Source organism: Pseudomonas brassicacearum subsp. brassicacearum (genome assembly GCF_008801605.1).
Lineage (GTDB): Bacteria > Pseudomonadota > Gammaproteobacteria > Pseudomonadales > Pseudomonadaceae > Aquipseudomonas > Aquipseudomonas brassicacearum.
Genome location: NZ_VZPJ01000005.1, coordinates 222,851 through 245,987 on the forward strand (window position 1 = coordinate 222,851; position 23,137 = coordinate 245,987).

At 62.6% G+C, this 23,137-nt stretch carries 22 protein-coding genes; 8 read left to right on the forward strand and 14 right to left on the reverse strand.

All coding sequences use genetic code 11. The annotated features are described in order from the left end of the window. The 4 genes from hpf to F7R20_RS14315 are packed head-to-tail and all read left to right on the forward strand — an operon-like array spanning position 1 to position 1,937. Complete coding sequence (gene hpf / locus F7R20_RS14300) at positions 1–309, forward strand: ribosome hibernation-promoting factor, HPF/YfiA family (protein ID WP_003178005.1); 309 nt, start codon at positions 1–3, stop codon at positions 307–309. Between the two features lie 12 nt (positions 310–321). Then, positions 322–786 (forward strand): PTS IIA-like nitrogen regulatory protein PtsN, encoded by a 465-nt coding sequence (gene ptsN, locus F7R20_RS14305; protein WP_003197847.1) that lies wholly within the window; start codon positions 322–324, stop codon positions 784–786. A 2-nt stretch (positions 787–788) separates the two neighbouring features. After that, positions 789–1,646 carry an RNase adapter RapZ gene (gene rapZ / locus F7R20_RS14310; protein WP_003197845.1) on the forward strand — a complete coding sequence of 286 codons (858 nt, stop codon included), beginning with the start codon at positions 789–791 and terminating at the stop codon, positions 1,644–1,646. A 15-nt stretch (positions 1,647–1,661) separates the two neighbouring features. Then, a complete protein-coding gene (locus F7R20_RS14315) occupies positions 1,662–1,937 on the forward strand; it encodes an HPr family phosphocarrier protein (RefSeq protein WP_003197843.1) in 276 nt (91 codons plus the stop codon). Positions 1,938–2,119: 182 nt separating this feature from the next. On the opposite strand, the gene F7R20_RS14320 is transcribed toward F7R20_RS14315, so the two are convergent. From F7R20_RS14320 to pmbA, 6 genes are all read right to left on the reverse strand, one after another. Then, positions 2,120–3,010, reverse strand: a complete 891-nt coding sequence (locus F7R20_RS14320) for a ZIP family metal transporter (protein WP_003197841.1) — start codon at positions 3,008–3,010, stop codon at positions 2,120–2,122. A gap of 19 nt (positions 3,011–3,029) precedes the next feature. After that, positions 3,030–3,653 carry a superoxide dismutase gene (locus F7R20_RS14325; protein WP_003197840.1) on the reverse strand — a complete coding sequence of 208 codons (624 nt, stop codon included), beginning with the start codon at positions 3,651–3,653 and terminating at the stop codon, positions 3,030–3,032. A gap of 2 nt (positions 3,654–3,655) precedes the next feature. Further along, a complete protein-coding gene (locus F7R20_RS14330; protein WP_003197837.1) occupies positions 3,656–4,096 on the reverse strand; it encodes a hypothetical protein in 441 nt (146 codons plus the stop codon). Between the two features lie 27 nt (positions 4,097–4,123). After that, positions 4,124–5,500 (reverse strand): class II fumarate hydratase, encoded by a 1,377-nt coding sequence (locus F7R20_RS14335; protein ID WP_003197835.1) that lies wholly within the window; start codon positions 5,498–5,500, stop codon positions 4,124–4,126. After that, positions 5,493–5,888 carry a hypothetical protein gene (locus F7R20_RS14340; protein ID WP_003197833.1) on the reverse strand — a complete coding sequence of 132 codons (396 nt, stop codon included), beginning with the start codon at positions 5,886–5,888 and terminating at the stop codon, positions 5,493–5,495. The genes F7R20_RS14335 and F7R20_RS14340 overlap by 8 nt, the downstream gene beginning before the upstream one ends. 257 nt (positions 5,889–6,145) lie before the next feature. Continuing rightward, positions 6,146–7,492: a metalloprotease PmbA gene (pmbA, locus tag F7R20_RS14345; protein WP_003197831.1), complete on the reverse strand. Its 1,347-nt coding sequence runs from the start codon at positions 7,490–7,492 to the stop codon at positions 6,146–6,148. A gap of 252 nt (positions 7,493–7,744) precedes the next feature. Here pmbA and yjgA point away from each other — a divergent pair, with 252 nt between their 5' ends. Next, the gene (gene yjgA / locus F7R20_RS14355) at positions 7,745–8,269 is read left to right on the forward strand and encodes a ribosome biogenesis factor YjgA (RefSeq protein WP_003197830.1); all 525 of its coding nucleotides are present in this window, start codon (positions 7,745–7,747) and stop codon (positions 8,267–8,269) included. A gap of 46 nt (positions 8,270–8,315) precedes the next feature. Here the strand turns inward: yjgA and tldD are convergent, their stop codons facing one another. From tldD to mreB, 8 genes are all read right to left on the reverse strand, one after another. Further along, positions 8,316–9,758, reverse strand: a complete 1,443-nt coding sequence (tldD, locus tag F7R20_RS14360) for a metalloprotease TldD (RefSeq protein WP_003197828.1) — start codon at positions 9,756–9,758, stop codon at positions 8,316–8,318. 5 nt (positions 9,759–9,763) lie between these two features. Continuing rightward, positions 9,764–10,627 (reverse strand): carbon-nitrogen hydrolase family protein, encoded by an 864-nt coding sequence (locus F7R20_RS14365; protein ID WP_003197826.1) that lies wholly within the window; start codon positions 10,625–10,627, stop codon positions 9,764–9,766. Between the two features lie 162 nt (positions 10,628–10,789). Next, positions 10,790–14,593 carry a YhdP family protein gene (locus F7R20_RS14370; protein ID WP_003197824.1) on the reverse strand — a complete coding sequence of 1,268 codons (3,804 nt, stop codon included), beginning with the start codon at positions 14,591–14,593 and terminating at the stop codon, positions 10,790–10,792. A gap of 60 nt (positions 14,594–14,653) precedes the next feature. Then, complete coding sequence (gene rng, locus F7R20_RS14375) at positions 14,654–16,111, reverse strand: ribonuclease G (protein ID WP_003197823.1); 1,458 nt, start codon at positions 16,109–16,111, stop codon at positions 14,654–14,656. 56 nt (positions 16,112–16,167) lie between these two features. After that, entirely contained in the window at positions 16,168–16,764 is a 597-nt protein-coding gene (locus F7R20_RS14380) for a Maf family protein (protein ID WP_003197821.1), read from the reverse strand. Between the two features lie 37 nt (positions 16,765–16,801). Further along, a complete protein-coding gene (mreD, locus tag F7R20_RS14385; RefSeq protein ID WP_003197820.1) occupies positions 16,802–17,290 on the reverse strand; it encodes a rod shape-determining protein MreD in 489 nt (162 codons plus the stop codon). Next, the gene (gene mreC / locus F7R20_RS14390; RefSeq protein ID WP_080756114.1) at positions 17,287–18,438 is read right to left on the reverse strand and encodes a rod shape-determining protein MreC; all 1,152 of its coding nucleotides are present in this window, start codon (positions 18,436–18,438) and stop codon (positions 17,287–17,289) included. Before mreC ends, mreD begins: the two co-directional genes overlap by 4 nt. Positions 18,439–18,578: 140 nt before the next feature. Continuing rightward, positions 18,579–19,616 carry a rod shape-determining protein MreB gene (gene mreB, locus F7R20_RS14395; protein ID WP_002555108.1) on the reverse strand — a complete coding sequence of 346 codons (1,038 nt, stop codon included), beginning with the start codon at positions 19,614–19,616 and terminating at the stop codon, positions 18,579–18,581. 214 nt (positions 19,617–19,830) lie between these two features. Between mreB and gatC the strand changes: the two genes are divergently transcribed. From gatC to gatB, 3 genes are read left to right on the forward strand one after another with little or no spacing between them, the layout of a single operon-like run. Further along, positions 19,831–20,118, forward strand: a complete 288-nt coding sequence (gatC, locus tag F7R20_RS14400) for an Asp-tRNA(Asn)/Glu-tRNA(Gln) amidotransferase subunit GatC (RefSeq protein ID WP_003197816.1) — start codon at positions 19,831–19,833, stop codon at positions 20,116–20,118. Positions 20,119–20,134: 16 nt separating this feature from the next. After that, a complete protein-coding gene (gene gatA / locus F7R20_RS14405) occupies positions 20,135–21,586 on the forward strand; it encodes an Asp-tRNA(Asn)/Glu-tRNA(Gln) amidotransferase subunit GatA (protein WP_003197814.1) in 1,452 nt (483 codons plus the stop codon). A gap of 10 nt (positions 21,587–21,596) precedes the next feature. Then, complete coding sequence (gene gatB, locus F7R20_RS14410; protein ID WP_003197813.1) at positions 21,597–23,042, forward strand: Asp-tRNA(Asn)/Glu-tRNA(Gln) amidotransferase subunit GatB; 1,446 nt, start codon at positions 21,597–21,599, stop codon at positions 23,040–23,042. Positions 23,043–23,137: the final 95 nt, after the last annotated feature.

Below are 23,137 nucleotides of genomic sequence, written 5' to 3' on the forward strand. Positions count from 1 at the left end.
ATGCAAGTCAACATCAGTGGACACCAACTGGAAGTGACCGAACCCCTGCGCACCTACATCGGCGAAAAACTCGACCGATTGGAAAGGCATTTCGACAAGATCACCAACGTGCAAGTCACGATGAACGTCGAGAAGCTGCTGCAGAAAATCGAAGCCACGCTGCATATCCCCGGCGGAGAAGTGGTTGCCAACGCAGAGCACACAGACATGTATGCCGCGATTGACCTGCTGACCGACAAGCTGGATCGCCAACTCAAAAAGCATAAGGAAAAGACCCAGAGCCTCCTCCAGGGCGCAACCGGTCGTTAACCCCCCCAATCCATGATCCGACTAGAAACCATCCTGACCCCCGGCCGTTCCCAGGTGAACGCGCCGGGCGGCAGTAAGAAGAAAGCCCTCGAACACATTGCCAACCTGATCCACCGCGAGGTACCGGATCTGGAAATGCAGGACGTCTTCGAGGCATTGGTTGCCCGTGAAAAACTCGGTTCCACCGGTTTTGGCAACGGCATCGCCATTCCCCACTGCCGTCTCAAGGGTTGTGCCGCGCCGATCAGCGCGCTGTTGCACCTTGAAACCGCTATAGATTTCGACGCCATCGACGGCGCCCCGGTCGACCTGCTGTTTGTATTGCTGGTACCGGAAGCGGCGACCGATGCGCACCTTGAGCTGCTGCGCCAGATTGCCAGCATGCTGGACCGCAAGGAAGTGCGCGAAAAACTGCGCAGCGCACCGAGTAACGAAGCTTTGTACCAGGTTGTCCTGGACGAGCAGAACGGTCATTAAAAATGCGCATGATCATTGTCAGTGGCCGCTCCGGCTCCGGTAAAAGCACGGCCCTCAACGTGCTTGAGGACAGCGGCTACTATTGCATCGACAATTTGCCCGCCGGCCTGCTGCCGGAACTGGCCGAGCGCGCCCTGATCCACACCGAGCTGGCGCAGCCGCTGGTGGCGGTGTCCATCGATGCGCGCAACCTGCCAAGCCACCTGTCGCGTTTTCCTGAACTGCTCGAGGAAGTGCGCAGCCGGCATATCCAGTGTGACGTGCTGTACCTGGATGCCGATGAAGAGACACTGCTCAAGCGTTTTTCCGAAACCCGCCGGCGCCACCCACTGAGCAACGCCAACCGTTCGCTGGCCGAAGCCATCGAGGATGAAAGCCAGCTACTGGGGCCGATTGCCGACCTGGCGGACCTGAAGGTCAACACCACGCACCTGAACCTGTATCAGTTGCGTGACACGATCAAGCTGCGCCTGCTCAACCAACCCGAGCCGGGCACGGCGTTCCTGGTGGAGTCGTTCGGTTTCAAGCGTGGCATGCCCGTCGATGCCGACCTGGTGTTCGACGTGCGTTGCCTGCCCAATCCTTATTGGAAGCCGGAATTGCGCGCGCAGTCCGGGCTCGACCAACCGGTGATCGACTACCTGGCCGCCCAGCCGGATGTCGAAGAAATGTACCAGGACATCTCCAGCTACCTGCTCAAATGGCTGCCCCGCTTTGCCGCGAGCAACCGCGCCTATGTCACGATCGCCATCGGTTGTACCGGCGGCCATCACCGCTCCGTCTACCTGACCGAACGCCTGGGTCAACTCCTGCAACAATCCCTGAAGAACGTCCAGGTTCGCCACCGCGACCTCAGCTAAAGGATTCACATCGCGATGCCTGCTCAGGAAATTGAAATCATCAACAAGCTGGGTTTGCATGCCCGAGCGTCGGCCAAGTTCGTCGGAGTCGCAGGCCAGTTCAAGGACACCACCATCAGGGTTGGCCGCACACCCGAGACTGCGGTCGACGGTAAAAGCATCATGGCGATGATGATGCTCGCCGCTGGCAAGGGCACCAAGATCCACCTGCACACCGAAGGTGAACAGGCACAGGAGGCGATGGATGCCCTGGTGGACCTGATCAACAGATACTTCGACGAAGGCGAATAACTGACCAAATCCCAAGGCGGATTTATTGTGGCAAGGGAATTCATTTGTGGGAGCAAAGCTTGCTCGCGATGAAGGCGACTCGGTAACTCAGAAAACCGAGGTGCCTGGATCGCGAGCAAGCTTTGCTCCCACAGATTCCCTCGCCACAGATAAATCACATCACCCTAGATGCCTGCCGTTTGTCACGCCAACGCCGTATCCAGCACCATCATCAGACAAAACCCCACCAACAGGCCCAGGCTCGCCAGTTTCTCGTGACCATTGCGACGGGATTCGGGAATAACCTCGTGAGTCACCACCAGCAACATCGCCCCGGCCGCCAACGCGAGCCCCAGGGGCAAGAGCATCTCGGCCAGACTCACCAACCAGGCGCACAGCAGCGCGAACACGGGCTCGACCAACCCTGACGCCGCGCCAATCAGGAACGCCCTGGCCCGCGACATCCCCGCCGCAGCCAGCACCAGCGCGATCACCAGCCCTTCGGGTACATCCTGCAAGGCGATGCCCATCGCCAGGCTGTCGGCATCCGGCATGCCGCCGCCCGCCGACACCCCCACCGCCATGCCTTCGGGAATGTTGTGGGCGATGATGGCAAACACGAACAACCAGATCCGCGGCGCAATGATCGGCCGGCCTGGCGCAGCGACCAGCCTTTCGGGACAGGCGCAGACTTTGCGGTCCACTAGATACAGCCCGAACGCGCCCGATAGAATGCCGAAACTGATAAGGCCGCTGGCGGCCCAAGGCGTCAGTCCCAACTGCTCGGCCGCAGCAATGCCCGGCACGATCAGCGAAAATGCCGTGGCCGCGAGCATCACCCCGGCACCGAATCCCAGCAGCGAATCGCTGACGGCCTGGGGCATGCGCCGGATGACCAACACCGGCACGGCCCCCAGCGCGGTGCCCAAGGCGCAGAGCCCGCCACCCTCGAGCGCGCGCAACAACCTGGGCTCCAAGTCCAGCCATGCCAGGCCCTGGGCCGCCAACAATGTCATTCCGGCCAGCAGCAACAACGACCCCAAGGCATAGCGGAACATCCGTCCGCTTCCAATCGCCAGTGTTTGAGTATCCATAGTCAGCCTTGGGTTGCTTTCAGGAAGGGCTCGAAGCCAGCGCAGCCTGGTAGCGCCGGGCGACCTCAGGCCAGTTGATCACGTTGTAGAAGGCGCTGATGTATTCCGGACGACGGTTCTGGTAGCGCAGGTAATAGGCGTGCTCCCAGACATCCAGGCCAAGAATCGGTGTGTTGCCCTTCATCAGCGGGCTGTCCTGGTTGCCGCTGCTTTCCACCGCCAGGGTCTTTTGCGGGGTCACGCTCAACCAGGCCCAACCGCTGCCGAAACGGGTCAGCGCCGCTTTGGTGAAGGCTTCCCTGAAACCCTCGATACCGCCCAGTTGCGCTTCGATCGCCGCCGCCAGGGCGCCATCGGGCTGGCCGCCGCCCCGGGGCGTCATCACTTCCCAGAACAGCGAATGGTTGGCATGACCACCGCCCTGGTTGATCACTGCGGCTTGCAGGCTTGCCGGCAACTGCTCGACACTGGACACCAGTTTTTCGACAGGCCACCCGGCGTACTCGGTGCCGTCCACCGCTGCGTTGAGGTTATTGATGTAGGTCTGGTGATGCTTGGTGTAGTGGATCTCCATGGTTTGCGCATCGATGTGCGGTTCCAGGGCGTCGTAGGCGTAGGGCAATGCAGGCAAGGTAAAAGCCATGTTCAATGAGCTCCATGATGAAGAGGGGCATTGCGCTGCCGGGGCGTAGCGGCATTGCAGTGCAGCAGGCGTTGGGTCCGTGGGTATTCACCGTGCTCGCTGATGAAACTCAGCAGTTCGACATAGGTCTTGTGGCTCTGACGCCGTGCGGCGGTGCGCAGGGCCGGTGCCAGGCGTTCGTCCTGCATCGTCTGCAACAACCGTTGGTGGATCGCGCACAAATACTCGGCGCTCTCCTCCGGCTGGTTCAGGCGCAAGTGCAGGTCTGCCAGGTTGTGATGGGAGACGACGCACGCGGCCACGGCTTCGTCGGCATCCGCCCAACGCTCGAACAGCACCTGGGCCAGCGCCAGGGCCTGCAGGTAGGCTTCGCGGGCGTCTACCAGCTCGCCCAGCATGAAACAGCGATTGGCCCGTTCGATCGTACGTTTCCAGTGTTCCATGATGAGTCCTCCACACAGGTGTCGGGGTTACACGCCGCCGGCGGTGAGCTTCTCCGGGTCCAGCAGGACTTCGAGTTCGCTGCGTGTCAGGTCGGTGTGCTCCAGGGCGACATCGATGACCGGCCGACCTTGCTGGTAAGCCTTCTTGGCGATTTCAGCGGCCTTCTGGTAACCGATGATGGGATTGAGCGCGGTCACCAGGATCGGGTTGCGCGACAACGCTTCCTTGAGCCGTGCCTCGTTGACCTTGAAGGTGGCGATGGCCTTGTCCGCCAGCAAGCGGCTGGCGGTGGACATCAAGGCGATGCTGCTCAGCAGGTTCTGGGCGATGATCGGTAGCATCACGTTCAATTCGAAGTTGCCCGATTGACCGGCGATAGTGATCACCGTGTCGTTGCCAATCACTTGGGCCGCCACCATCGCGGTGGCTTCAGGAATGACCGGGTTGACCTTGCCGGGCATGATCGAGGAGCCCGGTTGCAAGCCTTCGAGCTCGATCTCGCCCAGGCCTGCCAGCGGCCCGGAATTCATCCAGCGCAGGTCGTTGGCGATTTTCATCAGCGACACGGCGGTGGTCTTGAGCTGCCCGGAAACCGCTACGGCGGTGTCTTGGGAGCCAATCAGCGCGAACAGATTCTTGCCCGGGGTGAATTGCACCTGGGTCAATTGCGTCAGTTGTTGACTGAACAGCTCGGCGAAACGTGGATGGGCATTGACCCCGGTGCCGACCGCCGTACCGCCCTGGGCCAGGGATTGCAGGCTCGGCAGCACATCCTCCAAGTGGCCGATATTGGCCTTGAGCTGCTGCGCCCAACCATCGAGCACCTGGCTCAGGCGCACCGGCATGGCATCCATCAGATGGGTGCGACCCGTCTTGATGAATGGGTGGACCTCTTCGGCCTTGCGCTCGATCACCTGCACCAGGTGCGACAGCGCCGGCAGCAGTTGCTCATGCAAGGCCAGCGCCGCGCTGACATGAATGCTGGTGGGGATGATGTCGTTGCTGCTCTGGCCGCAATTGACGTGGTCGTTCGGATTGACCGTTTCCCCCAGCAGACGACTGGCGAGGGTGGCGATCACTTCGTTGGCGTTCATGTTGGAGCTGGTGCCGGAGCCGGTCTGGAAGATATCCACTGGGAAATGGTCCATGAAACGGCCTTCGAGCAGCCCCAGGGACGCATCGACAATGGCCTTGCCCTGGGCTGCGCTGATTTGTTCCAGCTCTACGTTGGCCCGGGCGGCAGCAGCCTTGGCCAGGATCAGGGCGCGGATGAACTGTGCCGGCATACGCTGGCCACTGACCGGAAAGTTATCCACTGCGCGCTGGGTCTGGGCGCCATAGAGGGCATCCACCGGGACTTGCAGCTCGCCCATGCTGTCGCGTTCGATACGGGTATTACTCATCGGGAGATCCTTGCACCAGTTCAATAAGAGGAATCGACGGCTCCAGGGCGCAGGTCGCCAGCGCCCAGGCATGGCTCTGCCAGCGCTTGAGGCGGCAGCGGCACAGTGATTGTTGTTCGAGCTCACGCAGAGGGCGCCAGGCCTGGTCGAGGCAGAGATTGCGCCAATGCCAGGGCAGCGCGACATCCAAGGCGGTATCGAGCAGCAGCCGGAACGCGGTCTCGGAGATCATCCATGGCGAAGTGACGGTGCAGCAGGCCAGATAGCGGCCCTCGGCCAGGTAGTGCTCGATCAACCGCGGCTCGTCCGGGTTCATCGCGCAACGGATCTGGCGGCTCATCCAGCGCCAGCTTTCAAGGTAGGGTTGTTCGTGCAGGGCAGAACTCATGACCGGGGCTCACTCGGCGAATGAGATTCATTATTAGATGATAATAAGAAGCAACACAACTGTTAGACCGCACAAATTCATTGTGGCGAGGGAGCTTGCTCCCGCTCGGTTGCGCAGCGACCGCAAGATCTTGGGGTCGCTTCGCGGCCCAGCGGGAGCAAGCTCCCTCGCCACAAAAGCGCCTTCGCCACAGGATTTGCGGGTACAAAAAAGGCGCGTCACCTCGTGGATGACGCGCCCTTTTCAAGCGGTGAGCGTTAGCTACCTGCCACCGTCATCCGCTCGATCAGCACCGAACCGGTGCGGATGTTGCTGCGCAGTTCCAGATCGTTGCCCACGGCCACGATCTGCTTGAACATGTCACGCATGTTCCCGGCGATGGTCACTTCCTGGACCGGGAACTGGATCTCGCCGTTCTCGACCCAGAAACCCGCCGCGCCACGGGAATAGTCCCCGGTAACCATGTTCAGGCCGTGGCCCATCAGTTCGGTCACCAGCAGGCCACGACCCATGCGCCGCAGCAGGGCCGCCTGGTCTTCTTCGCCATGGGTCACGAACAGGTTATGCACGCCACCGGCATTGGCGGTGCTCGGCATACCGAGCTTGCGGCCCGAATAGGTGCCGAGGATGTAGGACACCAACTCGCCGTTTTCCACGAACGGCTTGGCGTAGGTGGCCAGGCCGTCGCCATCGAACGCCGAGCTGCCCATGGCCTGCATCAGGTGCGGACGCTCGTCGATGGTCATCCATTCCGGGAACAGTTTCTGGCCCAGCGCGCCCTCGAGGAACGACGACTTGCGGTACAGGTTGCCGCCGGACACCGCCGACAGGAAGCTGCCGAACAGGCCGCCGGCCAGCTCGGCCGAAAACAGCACCGGCACTTCGCAGGTCGGCACCGGCCGCGCGCCCAGGCGGCTGGCCGCCCGTTGCGCGGCTTTCTGGCCAATGCTCACCGGGTCCGCCAGCAGGGTGCCTTGGCGGTTCACGTCGTACCAGTAGTCACGCTGCATCTGGCCGTTGGCCTCGGCGATCATCACGCAACTGAGACTGTGGCGGGTCGATGCATAACCGCCGATAAAACCGTGGCTGTTGCCGTAGACCCGGCAGCCCTGGTGGGTATTGAGCGTCGTGCCGTCGGCGTTCTTGATGCGACTGTCGGCCTCGAATGCCGCGGCTTCGCAACGCAGTGCCTGTTCGATGGCCTGCTCGGGGGTGATGTCCCAGGCGTGGAACAGGTCGAAGTCGCGCAGTTCCTTGCACATCAGCGCGGCATCAGCCAGGCCCGAGGCTTCGTCTTCGGAGGTGTGCTGGGCAATCGCCAGTGCCGCGGCGACGGTTTCGCGAATGGCCTCCGGGCCGCTCGCCGAAGTGCTGGCCGAGCCCTTGCGCTGGCCTACGTACAAGGTGATGCCAAAGCCCTGGTCGCGATTGAATTCGACGGTTTCCACCTCGCGCTGGCGCACCGACGTCGACAGGCCCTGCTCCAGCGATACGGCCACTTCACAGGCACTGGCGCCCTGGCGCTTGGCCTCGGCGAGGATCTGCTCGACTTGTTCCTGCAGTGCCGGCAATGCCTGCGGGCCGACGCTTTGAACTGCACTCATGGTGTTCTCCACTCAAATTCTTCTTTCGGTTAAGGCTTTGTACGTAAAGTGCCTGCGCGACGATCATGCTGCGTTGAAAACAGGCTCGGAATGCTCATTTACAACCAGTAAACTCCGCTTCCTCGCCTGTTTTCGCCTTGCCTGATCGCCGCTCGGCGACTTTTCGTACAAACCCTTGGCCTTCGAGCGACCGGGCCGGACAAGCGGCCCCCGACTGGTTATCATGGCGGCGTTTCTTTGCGGACTGCCACCATGGTTGATTCTTACGACGACTCCCTCTACGAGGGTGAAAAAAGCAAATCCCAGGTCAAACGCGAGCTGCATGCTCTGGTTGACCTCGGCGAGCGCCTGACAACACTCAAGCCTGACTTGCTGGCCAAACTGCCTTTGACCGACGCCTTGCGCCGGGCCCTGGCCGATGCGCCCAAGCACACCGCGAATATCGCGCGTAAACGGCACCTGCAATTCATCGGCAAACTGATGCGCGATCAGGACACTGACGCCATCCTGGTCCTGCTCGATCAACTCGATGCCTCCACCCGGCAGTACAACGAACGTTTCCACAACCTGGAGCGCTGGCGCGATCGCTTGATCGCAGGCGACGACGGCGTGCTGGAAAAATTCGTCATCGACTACCCGGAGGCTGACCGTCAGCAATTGCGCTCCCTGATCCGTCAGGCCCAGCACGAACTGGCACAGAACAAGCCACCGGCCTCGAGCCGTAAAATCTTCAAGTACATCCGTGAGCTGGACGAAACCCAACGCGGCCTGCGCTGAGTAACGCCCACGGGTGGAGGCCCTTGCACTCCACCCGATGCTCCGGTCATGCGCCCGTGCCACCCACGGTAATCGCATCGATCTTCAGGGTCGGCTGGCCGACGCCCACTGGCACCGATTGCCCATCCTTGCCGCACGTGCCCACACCGCTGTCCAGCGCCAGGTCGTTACCGACCATCGACACCTTGCTCATCGCCTCCGGCCCGTTGCCGATCAGGGTCGCGCCCTTGACCGGTGCGGTGATCTTGCCGTCTTCGATCAGGTAGGCCTCGCTGGTGGAGAACACGAACTTGCCGCTGGTGATGTCCACCTGGCCGCCGCCGAGGTTGGCGCAATAGATGCCTTTTTTCACCGAGGCGATGATTTCCGCCGGATCGCTTTGGCCACCGAGCATGTAGGTGTTGGTCATGCGCGGCATCGGCAGGTGCGCATAGGATTCACGACGACCGTTGCCAGTGCGGGCCACGCCCATCAGCCGGGCATTGAGCTTGTCCTGCATGTAGCCCTTGAGCACACCGTTCTCGATCAGCGTGGTGCATTCGGTCGGGGTACCTTCATCGTCGACGCTCAGGGAGCCACGACGCCCGGCCAGGGTGCCGTCATCGACAATGGTGCAGAGTTTCGAGGCGACCATTTCCCCCATGCGCCCACTGTAGGCCGAGCTGCCCTTGCGGTTGAAATCGCCTTCCAGGCCGTGGCCGACTGCTTCGTGCAGCAGCACGCCGGACCAGCCGGACCCCAGCACCACCGGCAACGTACCGGCCGGGGCCGGAATGGCCTCCAGGTTGACCAGCGCCTGACGCAGCGCTTCGCGGGCGTAGCCCATGGCGCGGTCTTCGCTGAGGAAATAACGGTAATCAGTGCGCCCGCCACCGCCATGGCCGCCGCGCTCACGGCGACCGTTCTGCTCGACGATCACGCTGACGTTGAACCGCACCAGCGGCCGCACGTCCGCCGCCAGGCCGCCGTCGGTGGACGCCACCAGGATCCGTTCCCAGACCCCGGCCATGCTGACCGACACTTGCTGGATACGCGGGTCGAGGGCACGGGTGGCGACGTCGATGCGCTTGAGCAGCTCGACTTTTTCGGCGCGGCTCATGACTTCCAGCGGGTTATCCGGCGCATACAACTGCGCCACGTCCTGGCTGCTGAACGCCTGGACCGTGCCGTTCTGCCCGGCACGGGAGATCGAGCGGGCCGCACGGGCAGCAGCGCCGAGGGCTTCGAGGGTGATGGCGTTGCTGTAGGCAAAACCGGTCTTTTCCCCGGACTGGGCGCGCACGCCCACGCCCTGGTCGAGGTTGAAACTGCCTTCCTTGACGATGCCGTCTTCCAAGGACCAGGACTCGGAGATCTGCCCTTGGAAATACAGGTCGGCCGCATCGATGCCCGGGCCGGCCAGGTCGCCCAGCACGCCTTGCAGGCTTTCGAGGGTCACGCCGCCGGGGGCTAGAAGGTGTTCACTGACTGAGGACAACAACCCGCTCATATGATTTACGCCTTGAATTCGTCGTCTTGGACAGGCCGCTGTCGAGCGCCCTGCGAGAAAAAGCGCCGATGGCTGGCCACCGGCATGCGCGCCCGGATGGACGCCTGTTCGCTGCTGTCACGCTCGGCCAGCAGCACGGCCTCACCTTGATCCTGTTGTGCCAGCACACGGCCCCACGGATCGACAATCGCGGCATGGCCAAAGGTTTCCCGCGGCCCCGGATGCACGCCGCCCTGGGCGGCCGCCAGCACGTAGCACTGGGTCTCGATGGCCCGGGCGCGAATCAGCACCTCCCAATGGGCCGCGCCGGTCACCGCGGTAAACGCCGACGGCGCCGTGATCAGTTCGGCCCCGGCAGCCCGCAGCTCGCTGTAGAGCTCCGGGAACCGCAAGTCATAACAGACCGTCAGGCCCACCCGGCCCACGGGGGTATCGGCAACCACCACGTTAGCGCCATAAGCATAGTCATCCGACTCGCGATAGCGCCCGCGATTGTCCGCCACATCCACATCGAACAGGTGCAGCTTGTCGTAGCGCGCCACGATCTGCCCCTGATCGTCGACCAGCAACGAACAGGCATGGGACCTGGCCTCGGGCTGGTCCACCGGTGGCAACGGCAACGTGCCGGCCACAATCCATAACTTGAGGTCTCGGGCGACCTGTTTCAACCAGGGCAGGATCGGTCCCTGACCAAAGGCTTCGGCTCGACCGATATCGGCAATGTCCCGCCGTCCCATCGCGGCGAAATTCTCCGGCAGCACGGCCAGCCTGGCACCGCCTGCGGCAGCCTGCTCCAGCAGCACACGGGCACGAGCCAGGTTGGCGAGCACATCGCTTTGGCTGACCATTTGAATCACTGCGACTGGCATGGCTCCTCCCTCTTTTTTATCCTCGCCCAAGGCGGCAGTGGGAGCAAAGCTTGCTCGCGATGAGGCAGGTACATCCAACATATAGGCTGACTGATACACCGCAATCGCGAGCAAGCTTTGCTCCCACAGGCCCGCTCCCACAAGGGAGTTGGCGTCGAACTGTCAAAACGGCTTGTCGAAGGTGATCTTCGGCTCTTTCCACGGCCCCTTGACGTCGTATCTTACGCTGGCAAAGCGCGCCACGCGGTCACCGATCAGTTTGTCGATCAGAAACAGCGCCCCACCCACCGCCGGTGCGCCAACGATCAGCGCGGCGATTGGCAGGTTATTGGTCACCGGCAGCGTCACCAGCAGCTTGGCGTCGACACGATCGGCCACCATGTCCAGCGTACCGTTGAGCTCCAGGTTGCTCGACGGCCCGGTCAGGGTAATGGGTTCGCGGGTTACGTAGACACCGTCGCTCGCTACCAACAGCCCCTTGACCCGGTCGTAGCTCAACCCCTTGCCGAACAGGTCGGAGAAGTCCAGGCGCAAGCGTCGGCCGATGGAATTGAAGTTCAGCAGGCCAAATACCCGCAGCGCCTGGGCGCTGCCTTCCACTTCGACAAACTGGCCCTTGCTCAGCGACGCGTCGAGGCTGCCGGAAAAGCGCTTGGTGGCGACCCACGCCGGCGAGCCGGGCCAGCGGCCGTCGACATCCAGACGGAATGTCTGGCTGGTCACGCTCGGGGCATAACCCCAGCCCTTGAGCACGTCGCCCAGGTTCTTGCCGCCGATACGGCCCTTGTACCAACTGCTGGTGGAACCGGGCGTACCTTCCCAACCACCACTGCCGTTCAACACCATGCCCTTGAGGCCCATGTCCAGATCGTTCAACGCGATGCCCTTGGCGGTCGGTCGCACTTTCAGCGACCACGCACCGATGAGATCAGGGCCCTGGAACAGTTTGTCGATGGCAATATCCATGGCCGGGATTTTGCCGGGATCGACCGACGCCAACGGGTCCGGAGAGTTTTCATCCGCCTGGACCGTCGGGTCTGTGGCCGGCAGGCGCACATAATCAAGCTTGATACCAATCGGGGCGGCCTTCGCATCCGGCAGGCTGACGTCGCCCTTGGCCTGCTGACTGTCAAGCCGCAAGGCCCAGGCGTCCGGCTTGCGGTCCAACTGCACCGATGCCTGGTCCAGGGTCGTGCCCATGGCCGTGAGCTTGCCGACGGTCAGATCGACGCTGTTGAGCAGTTGCTTGGCACTGCCGCCCGGATCCTGGCCCGCGTACTTGTTCACCAGGTCCTGCCAGGGACTTACGTCCAGTTCCGACAGTTTGCCACGCAGTCGCAGCCCCTTGGCCCCGGGCAGAACGGCATCGCTGGCACCCAGCAATAATTCGCCACGACCGTCGGCGATTTTCCCGCTCGGCGCGGCGTAAGTGAAACTGGCCAGGTCGCCATAATTGACCCAGTAACGGCGCTCCGGCCCTTGCAGGGTCATGCGAAACACCGTGTCGCGCCCTACATCGGCAGTCATGCCGAAGGGTGCTGGCAGGTCCACCGCCACGCCCTTGAGGTTGGAACTGACCGACAATTGGCTGTCGGCGCCGTCCAGGATCACTTGCAACTGGTAGGGCACGACACCGGATACCGGCAACGGCTGGGTGACATTCAGCCAACTGGTGAGTTTCTTGATCTCCACCTGCCCGGACGCCGCGACCCGTGTGTTGAGCGCTCCGGCGCGGCCCTCGGCGAAAATCTGCGCGGTCACGGGCCGGTCGAATGCCCGGGCACTGATGCCCTTGCCGCTCAAGCCCTTGTTGCTGTCGAAGCGGAAATCGCCCTTGAGTTGGGTCAGTTCCAATATCGGCTCGCTGAGCTTGAGACGGGCCTTGTCGGTGGCGAAGTCCACCAGGATCTTCGGTTGCTCGCCTTTGACCAGGGGAATGTCGAGCTTCACGCTGCCTTGCAGGTCGCCCTCGCCCTCCCAGCCGGCGAATGTCTCGGCGGTCCCGATCGGCGCGGTCTGGAGGATTTTCAAACCGTCGCCCAGTCCTCCGGCGAACCCGCCGTCCAGAAACAGATGAACACTCTGCCCGCTGGGTACATGGGGAATGTTCACCGAAACATCCTTGACCTGGGTATCGAGCAATTGTCCCTGGCTGGCGAAGATGCGCACACCACTGTCTTCGACGAAGACATCGCCGCTGACCTTGCTGACCGAAGGCCAGCCCGGCTGGAACGCCAATTCGGCGTCATGCACCTTGAAAAACAGGCTGATGCTGCGCGCCGCATCCTCGGCACCGTGATTGAGCGAGCCTTGATACTGGAAAAAGCCTTCGTCCACCGCGCCCTTGACGATGGCCGTGCGCAGCCACTCATCCAGCGCCGGGCTGAGGACCGCTGGCAGGTACTTGGCGGTATAGCGTCCGTCACCGTCCACCAGGCCGACCCGCAGGTCCATGTAGTCTTCCTGGCTGTGGTCGAAATGCAGGCGGATCAGGAAGTCGCCGGCAATCCGGCCCTCCTCGCCCAGCACCTTCAAATACGGCGCGATCAGGGTGAAGCCTTGCTTGTCGAGCTTCCAGGTCAACCGGGCGTTGGCCTGCAGGTACTGCCAGGGCTTGGCGAAAATCGGGTCCAGGTGCAGGGAAAAATCCTTGCTGTCCATGCGCAGCTCGCCGCCACCGAGGTCGCCGCTCAGGCTCCCCGATACGTTGCGCGCAGCCGGGGCGCCGCGATAGGCATCAAAGCCCACGGTGTCCAGGTTGGTGGCGAAGCTGATTTTCTGGTCACCAGTGTTCTGCGGCCGGTAGTCCAGCAGCACGTTGCGCAGGCCACCGGTCACCTTGAGACGGTCGATGGTCGTCGCCAGGCCTTCGGGCAACGGTGCCAGGGCATTGAGCAAAGGCGTCAGGGGGGTCAAGTCGAGGCGGTCGGCCTGCAGGTGCCAGCGCTCCTCGGCCTTTTCGGTGGCAGCACTCTGTTGCAGTTGCAGGCGCGATTCCCAGCGGGTTTCGCCCAGGTTCATCGCCAGGGAATCGAAGGTCGCGGTAAATCCCTGGTCGCCACGCTGGAAATATCCATTGAGCGCCAGGTTATGGATCTGCACCGGCTTGCGCTCGGCGTAGGCACCCAGGATGTCAGGAGCGTTCAAGCGCATGGCCGCGCTTTGCACCGTACCGTCCCCCCAACTCAGCCAGAACTCGCCACCGGCCTTGATCCGGGAAAAATTCCATTGCTGGGTCAGGCGTTTGGGCAGCCATTTGGACCAGTCGCTTTGCGGCAGGCTCAGGTACGCATCGGCCTGGCCATTCTTCCAATCACTGGCGCGGATACGGGTGCGCAGGTTGATCGCCACGGGCTGACCGTCAGGCAGGGTCAAGCGCACGTCCAGCCGTTGGCGGGTGGCGCCGGTGCGCAGGCTCAAACCGACGTAGGTGAGGGTCAGCGGTGGTTGCTCGACAGGTTGCAAGGTCACCTGGCTGTCGAGCAGCGAGAACTTGGAAACCACCTGCATGCGTTCGAGCAGTTGCTGCGGATCGAGGGGCTGGTCGTCCTTCACCGGCAGGCCTTCCAGGGCCCACTTGCCGTCGGCGCCTTCCTTGAGGCTGATCTTCAGGCCGCTGACTTCCAGGTGGGCAATGCGCACCTGACGTGCCAGCAGGCTGTCCCACAGGTCAGGCACGGCTCGCACCTGGTCCAGGTGCAAGGCGTTGGGGCCTTCGCCGACCACCACGTCGCGCGCTGCCAGGATTGGCGCCAGGGCGCTCCAGCTACCGTCGAGGCTTCCGATGTGCACAGGCATGCCCAAGGCAGCGCTGGCCCGGGTCTCGACCTCGGCGCGGTATTCGGCCACCAGCGGGACCAGCTCACGACCGAGGCTGACGTACAACGCCAGCAACACCAGCAGCAGCGCACACAGCCCCAGCCCCCAGCGAGTCAGCGCCGCCAAAATACGTGTCAGACGCTCCATGTCAGTGGGCTCCCCTGGCAAAGACAATCAAATCCGCGGGCCCGCCGCTTCCGAAGCTCTTCAGAGCAGCACCACGTCGTATTGTTCCTGGGAATACATGGTTTCCACCTGGAAGCGAATCGTGCGTCCGATAAACGCTTCCAGCTCCGCGACATTGCCTGACTCCTCGTCGAGCAGGCGATCCACCACTTTCTGGTTCGCCAACACTCTATAGCCAGTCGCCTGGTAGGCGCGCGCCTCCCGGAGGATTTCCCGGAAGATTTCGTAACACACAGTTTCCGGGGTCTTGAGCTTGCCACGGCCCTGGCAACTGCTGCACGGCTCGCACAGTACCTGTTCGAGGCTTTCGCGGGTGCGCTTGCGGGTCATCTGCACCAGGCCCAGCTCGGTGATACCGATGATGTTGGTCTTGGCGTGGTCGCGTTCGAGTTGTTTTTCCAGGGTCCGCAGCACCTGGCGCTGGTGCTCTTCATCTTCCATGTCGATGAAGTCGATGATGATGATCCCACCCAGGTTGCGCAGGCGCAGTTGCCGGGCGATGGCGGTGGCGGCTTCCAGGTTGGTCTTGAAGATGGTTTCTTCCAGGTTGCGATGGCCGACGAACGCCCCGGTGTTGACATCGATGGTGCTCATGGCCTCGGCCGGGTCCACCACCAGGTAGCCGCCGGACTTGAGCGGCACCTTGCGCTCCAGGGCTTTCTGGATTTCGTCTTCGACGCCGTACAGGTCGAAAATTGGCCGTTCGCCAGGGTAATGCTCGAGGCGGTCGGCGATTTCCGGCATCAGTTCGGCGACGAACTGCGTGGTTTTCTGGAAGGTTTCCCGGGAGTCGATGCGGATTTTTTCGATCTTGGGGCTGACCAGGTCGCGCAAGGTCCGCAGCGCCAGGCCCAGGTCTTCGTAGATCACGCTGGGGGTGGCGATGGTCTTGATCTGCGCGGCGATCTGGTCCCAAAGCCTGCGCAGGTAGCGGATGTCCATGAGGATCTCATCGGCCCCGGCCCCTTCGGCGGCGGTGCGCAGGATGAACCCACCGGCTTCCTTGATACCTTCTTTTTCCACGCAGTCGCTGACCACCTGCTTGAGGCGCTCGCGCTCGGCTTCGTCTTCGATCTTCAGGGAAATGCCGACATGGGCGGTGCGCGGCATGTACACCAGGTAGCGCGACGGAATCGACAGTTGCGTGGTCAGGCGCGCGCCCTTGGAGCCGATGGGGTCCTTGGTGACCTGCACCACCAGGCTCTGGCCTTCATGCACCAGCGCGCTGATGTTCTCCACGGCCGGCCCTTCGCGCATGGAAATTTCCGACGCGTGGATGAATGCCGCGCGGTCCAGGCCGATGTCGACGAAGGCCGCCTGCATGCCCGGCAGCACCCGTACCACCTTGCCTTTGTAGATATTGCCGACGATGCCACGCTTTTGCGTGCGCTCGACGTGGACCTCTTGCAGAACACCGTTTTCAACCACCGCCACGCGCGATTCCATCGGCGTGATGTTGATCAGGATCTCTTCACTCATGGCAGGGTCTCGTTCAGGCATGTTCACGATTATGGCCGCATCAAGTCAGACGGCGCTCAGCGCGCGTTCAAGGTTTGCCAACAGGGTATGCCGAAATGGCCCAGTAGTTCTGCGGTTTCGCACAGCGGCAGGCCAACGACGGCTGAATAACTGCCTTCAAGCCCGGCGACGAACACCGCGCCCAGCCCTTGAATACCATAGCCGCCGGCCTTGTCCCGGGGTTCACCGCTGGCCCAGTAGGCCGCCGCTTCCTGTTCCGTGATCGAACGAAAACGCACCAGGCTGCGCACAACGCGGGATTCGCAACGCTGCCCATCCAGTATGGCAATGGCGGTCAATACTTCATGTTCGCGACCGGACAGGCTCAAGAGCATCGTCATGGAGTCGGCCTGGTCCACGGGTTTGCCGAGAATTCGTCCGTCCAGTACCACAGCCGTATCGGCGCCCAGCACGCAGCCATCCACGCCGGCGTCCAGGGCTTGCCGACCCGCCTCGGCCTTGCCGCGCGCCAGGCGCTCGACATAGGCCGAAGGGGTTTCGTGGTCCAGGGGAGTTTCGTCGATCTCCGCACCGATGGCGGTAAAGGGCACGCCGATCTGCGTGAGCAGTTCACGCCGACGCGGCGAGCCTGAGGCGAGGTAAAGCGGTTTCATCAAGACATCTCCCTATCAAGGCCAATGCCTGACCGAATCAGTTGATTTTGAAACGCAGGCGCAGGCCACGCAAACCGAAGCTGACCCAGGGCCAGAGCAAGGCGCTGACCAGGGCTGGCAACACCAATGCCAGGGTCGGCTGGCGGTTGCCGGTCAGCGCGCTGAGCCACAATTGCACCAGTTGCGCCAGGCCGAAGATCACCAGGATCACCAGGCACTGCTGCCACATGGGGAACATCCGCAGGCGTTGTTGCAACGACAGCACCAGGAAGGTGATCAGCGTCAGGATCAGCGCGTTCTGCCCCAGCAACGTGCCGTAAAGCACGTCCTCGGCCAGACCCAGGCACCAGGCGGTGACCATGCCGACCTTGTGCGGCAAGGCCAGCGCCCAGAAGGCCAGCAACAGGGCCAGCCACAGTGGGCGCAGGATTTCCATGAACTGCGGCAGCGGCGAAACGCTGAGCAACAGGCCGATGGCGAAGGTCAGCCAGACCATCCAGCCGTTACCGGATTGGGTACTGCTCATTCTTCTCGTGCTCCCCTGGGGGCTGGCGCGGTGGCCGGCGTGGAGGCTGGCGGTTTGGCGGCGGGCCGGGCTGGCTGAGCAGGCTGCGCGGCGGGCGCGTGGGTGGCCGAGCGGGTCGGTTTCACAGCAGGCGCGGCGGGTGGGGTAGCCGGGGTGGCCGCAGGCGTGGTGGCCGGAGCCGCCGTCACTGGCGCAGGCACTTGTGGTTTCGGCACAGTGGCAGGGACAGGCGCAGGCGCTGCTGTCGCTGGGGCGGCCGACTCGCCGCCCTGGCGGTCCTGGGCTTCCTGGGCCACGGCGGCGTCGTTGGCACGCTCTTCGGGCGTACGGTTGTCGCTGAATACCAGCAGCAGGTAGCGGCTGCGATTCAATGCAGCCGTCGGCACCGCGCGAACGATGGCAAACGGCTGGCCGGAGTCATGGATGACCTCCTTGACCGTTGCCACCGGATAACCGGCCGGGAAGCGCTGGCCAAGACCGGAGCTGACCAGCAGGTCGCCTTCCTTGATATCGGCGGTATCGGCCACATGCCGCAGTTCCAGGCGTTCCGGGTTGCCGGTGCCGCTGGCAATCGCGCGCAAGCCGTTGCGATTGACCTGCACGGGAATGCTGTGGGTGGTATCGGTCAGCAGCAGCACGCGGGAGGTGTAGGGCATCAACTCCACCACCTGGCCCATCAGGCCCCGGGCGTCGAGCACCGGCTGGCCGAGGACGACGCCGTCGCGCTCACCCTTGTTGATGATGATGCGGTGGGTGAAGGGGTTGGGGTCCATGCCGATCAACTCGGCCACTTCGACCTTCTCGTTGACCAGCGCCGAAGAGTTGAGCAACTCGCGCAGCCGCACGTTCTGCTCGGTGAGGGCCGCCAGCTTCTGCATGCGCCCCTGCAACAGCAGGTTTTCGGTCTTGAGTTTTTCGTTTTCGGCGACCAGTTCGGTCCGGCTGCCAAACTGGCTGGCCACACCTTGCCACAAGCGCTGCGGCAGGTCGGTGATCCAGTAGGACTCCATCAACACCAGCGACATCTGGCTGCGTACAGGCTTGAGCAGCGTGAAGCGGGCATCGACCACCATCAGCGCGACCGAGAGCACGGTCAGCACCAGCAGGCGCACACCCAATGAGGGGCCTTTGGCGAAAAGCGGTTTAATAGGCCGCTCCTCCCAGGCAAATGTTTTCTTTATTCATACGGCATCAAACCGGCCTGGATACGAATGACAGAAGATAAACGCCAACGGGCAGCACTGCAAAGTGCTGCCCGGGAGCGAACAACATAGACGATCCAGCCAACTTATTCGCTGGAGAGCAGGTCCATGGTGTGCTTGTCCATCATTTCCAATGCACGGCCACCGCCGCGGGCAACGCAGGTCAACGGGTCTTCGGCAACGATCACCGGCAGCCCGGTTTCCTGGGCCAGCAGCTTGTCGAGGTCACGCAGCAGCGCGCCACCACCGGTCAGCACCAGGCCGCGCTCGGCGATGTCCGACGCCAGTTCCGGCGGCGACTGCTCCAGGGCGCTCTTGACGGCCTGGACGATGGTCGCCAACGACTCTTGCAGCGCTTCGAGCACTTCGTTGGAGTTGAGGGTAAAGGCCCGTGGAACGCCTTCGGCCAGGTTGCGACCGCGTACGTCGACTTCACGCACTTCACCGCCCGGGTAGGCCGTGCCGATTTCCTGCTTGATGCGCTCGGCGGTGGATTCGCCGATCAGGCTGCCGTAGTTGCGACGCACATAAGTGATGATCGCTTCGTCGAAACGGTCGCCGCCCACACGTACGGATTCGGCGTAGACCACACCGTTGAGGGAGATCAGCGCGATTTCAGTGGTACCACCACCGATGTCGACGACCATCGAACCGCGGGCTTCTTCCACCGGCAGGCCGGCACCGATGGCAGCAGCCATTGGCTCTTCGATCAGGAACACTTCACGGGCACCGGCGCCGAGGGCCGATTCACGGATAGCGCGTCGCTCTACCTGGGTGGACTTGCATGGAACGCAGATCAGCACACGAGGGCTGGGCTGCAGGAAGCTGTTTTCGTGAACCTTGTTGATGAAGTACTGCAGCATCTTTTCGCAGACGCTGAAGTCGGCGATCACGCCGTCCTTCATTGGGCGAATGGCCGCGATGTTGCCCGGTGTACGGCCCAGCATGCGCTTGGCTTCCGTACCGACAGCCACGACACTTTTCTGGTTACCGTGGGTGCGGATGGCCACGACCGAGGGTTCATTCAGGACGATACCGCGCTCGCGCACGTAAATAAGGGTGTTGGCAGTGCCCAGGTCAATGGAAAGATCGCTGGAAAACATGCCACGCAGTTTCTTGAACATGGGAAAGGGACCCTAGGCAACGCGTGGGTAAAAAAGTGCGGCAAACTCTAACAACGACAGGGATTTTGGGCAAGGCGCCAATATGTTAAATTGGCCGCTTTTCTGTGCACCAAACCCCGAAATCGCGGCCGTAAGACCGTAGAAATGCGGTAGTGTTCCGACAATCTAACACACGGACAGACTGCGTCCGTTTTGTTTTCCACTGGAGAATCCCATGGCGCTTGAACGCTCCGACGTGGAAAAAATCGCTCATCTGGCCTGTCTGGGCCTCAATGAAGCCGATCTTCCACACATCACTTCTGCCCTGAACAGCATTCTGGGGCTGGTCGACGAGATGCAGGCGGTCAATACCGACGGTATCGAACCACTGGCACACCCACTGGAAGCCAGCCAGCGCCTGCGCGCCGACGTCGTGACCGAGTCCAATCACCGCGAGGCCTACCAGTCCATCGCACCAGCGGTCGAAAACGGCCTGTACCTGGTTCCGAAAGTCATCGACTAAAGGGAAAGAGCCTCTCATGCATCACATGACCCTGGCCGAGATCGCCCGCGGACTCGCCGATAAAAAGTTTTCTTCCGAAGAGCTGACCCAGGTCCTGCTGGCGCGCATCGCCCAGCTCGACCCACAGCTCAACAGCTTCATCAGCCTCACCCAGGAGCTGGCTCTGAGCCAGGCCAAGGCCGCCGACGCCCGGCGCGCCAATGGTGAAACCGGCGCCCTGCTCGGTGCGCCGATCGCCCACAAGGACTTGTTCTGCACCCAGGGCATCCGCACCAGCTGCGGCTCGAAGATGCTCGACAACTTCAAGGCGCCGTACGATGCCACCGTGGTCGCCAAGCTGGCCGCCGCCGGCACCGTGACCCTGGGCAAGACCAACATGGACGAATTCGCCATGGGCTCGGCCAACGAGTCGAGCTATTACGGCGCGGTGAAAAACCCGTGGAACCTGGAACACGTACCGGGCGGCTCGTCCGGTGGTTCCGCCGCCGCCGTGGCCGCACGCCTGTTGCCGGCCGCCACCGCCACCGACACCGGCGGTTCGATTCGCCAACCGGCGGCGTTCACCAACCTCACAGGCCTCAAGCCCACCTACGGCCGTGTCTCGCGCTGGGGCATGATCGCCTACGCCTCCAGCCTCGACCAGGGTGGCCCGCTGGCCCGCACCGCCGAAGACTGCGCGATCCTGCTGCAAGGCATGGCCGGCTTCGACCCGAACGACTCCACCAGCATCGATGAGCCAGTGCCGGACTACAGCGCCAGCCTCAACGGCTCGCTGCAGGGCCTGCGCATCGGTGTGCCGAAGGAGTACTTCAGCGCCGGCCTCGACCCACGCATCGCCGAACTGGTCCACAACAGCGTCAAGGAGCTGGAGAAGCTCGGTGCGGTCATCAAGGAAATCAGCCTGCCGAACATGCAGCACGCGATTCCGGCGTACTACGTGATCGCCCCGGCGGAAGCGTCCTCGAACCTGTCGCGTTTCGACGGCGTGCGCTTCGGCTATCGCTGCGAGAACCCGGAAAACCTGATCGACCTGTACAAGCGCTCCCGTGGCGAAGGCTTCGGTGCCGAAGTGCAGCGCCGGATCATGGTCGGCGCCTACGCGCTGTCCGCCGGCTACTACGACGCCTACTACCTCAAGGCGCAGAAAATCCGTCGTCTGGTGAAGAACGACTTCATGGCCGCCTTCAACGAGGTCGACATCATCCTCGGTCCAACCACGCCGAACCCGGCCTGGAAACTCGGGGCCAAGAACAGTGACCCGGTCGCCGAGTACCTGGAAGACGTCTACACCATTACCGCGAACCTCGCCGGCTTGCCGGGCCTGTCCATGCCGGCCGGTTTCGTCGATGGCCTGCCAGTGGGCGTGCAGTTGCTCGCGCCGTATTTCCAGGAAGGCCGCCTGTTGAACGTTGCCCACCAGTATCAGTTGAACACTGACTGGCACACCCGCACCCCAACCGGCTTCTGAGGAGAAACACATGCAATGGGAAGTCGTGATCGGGCTGGAGATTCATACCCAGCTCACCACCCGGTCGAAAATCTTTTCCGGTAGCTCCACCACGTTCGGCTCCGAGCCCAACACCCAGGCCAGCCTGGTCGACCTGGGCATGCCCGGCGTTCTGCCGGTGCTCAACGCCGAAGCGGTGCGCATGGCGGTGATGTTCGGCCTGGCGATTGACGCCGAGATCGGCCAGCACAACGTGTTCGCCCGCAAGAACTACTTCTACCCGGACCTGCCCAAGGGCTACCAGATCAGCCAGATGGAATTGCCGATCGTAGGCAAGGGCCACCTGGACATCGCCCTGGAAGACGGCACGGTCAAACGCGTCGGCATCACCCGGGCGCACCTGGAAGAAGATGCCGGCAAGAGCCTGCACGAAGAATTCAACGGTGCCACCGGCATCGACCTGAACCGCGCCGGCACGCCGCTGCTGGAAATCGTTTCCGAGCCGGACATGCGCAGCGCCAAGGAAGCCGTGGCCTACGTCAAGGCGATCCACGCATTGGTGCGCTACTTGGGCATCTGCGACGGCAACATGGCCGAAGGTTCGCTGCGCTGCGACTGCAACGTATCGATCCGGCCCAAGGGCCAGGTCGAGTTCGGCACCCGCTGCGAGATCAAGAACGTCAACTCGTTCCGCTTCATCGAGAAGGCGATCAACAGCGAGATCCAGCGCCAGATCGAACTGATCGAGGACGGTGGCAAGGTCATCCAGCAGACCCGCCTGTACGACCCGAACAAGGACGAGACCCGTCCGATGCGCAGCAAGGAAGAAGCCAACGACTACCGTTACTTCCCCGACCCGGACCTGCTGCCGGTGGTTATCGAGAACTCGTTCCTCGACGAGGTGCGCGCCACCCTGCCGGAACTGCCGCCGCAAAAACGCGAGCGCTTCCAGGCGCAATTCGGGCTGTCGAGCTATGACGCCAACGTCCTGGCCACCAGTCGCGAACAGGCCGATTACTTCGAGAAAGTCGTGAGCATCGGCGGCGACGCCAAGCTGGCGGCCAACTGGGTGATGGTGGAACTGGGCAGCCTGTTGAACAAACAGGGACTGGAAATCGACCAGTCGCCGGTCTCGGCCGAACAACTGGGCGGCATGCTGGTGCGGATCAAGGACAACACCATTTCCGGCAAGATCGCCAAGATGGTGTTCGAAGCCATGGCCAATGGTGAAGGCAGCGCCGACGAGATCATCGAGAAGCGCGGCTTGAAGCAGGTCACCGATACCGGCGCCATTTCCGCCGTGCTCGATGAAATGCTCGCGGCCAACGCCGAGCAGGTCGAACAGTACCGTGCGGCAGACGAAGCCAAGCGCGGCAAAATGTTCGGCTTCTTCGTCGGCCAGGCCATGAAAGCCTCCAAGGGCAAGGCCAACCCGCAACAGGTCAACGAACTGCTCAAAAGCAAGCTCGAGGGCTGACTTATCGACGGTGATCGTTCCCACGCTCTGCGTGGGAACGCCTCACTGGACGCTCCGCGTCCGCTTTTTGTGACGCAGAGCGTCACGGGCTGCAT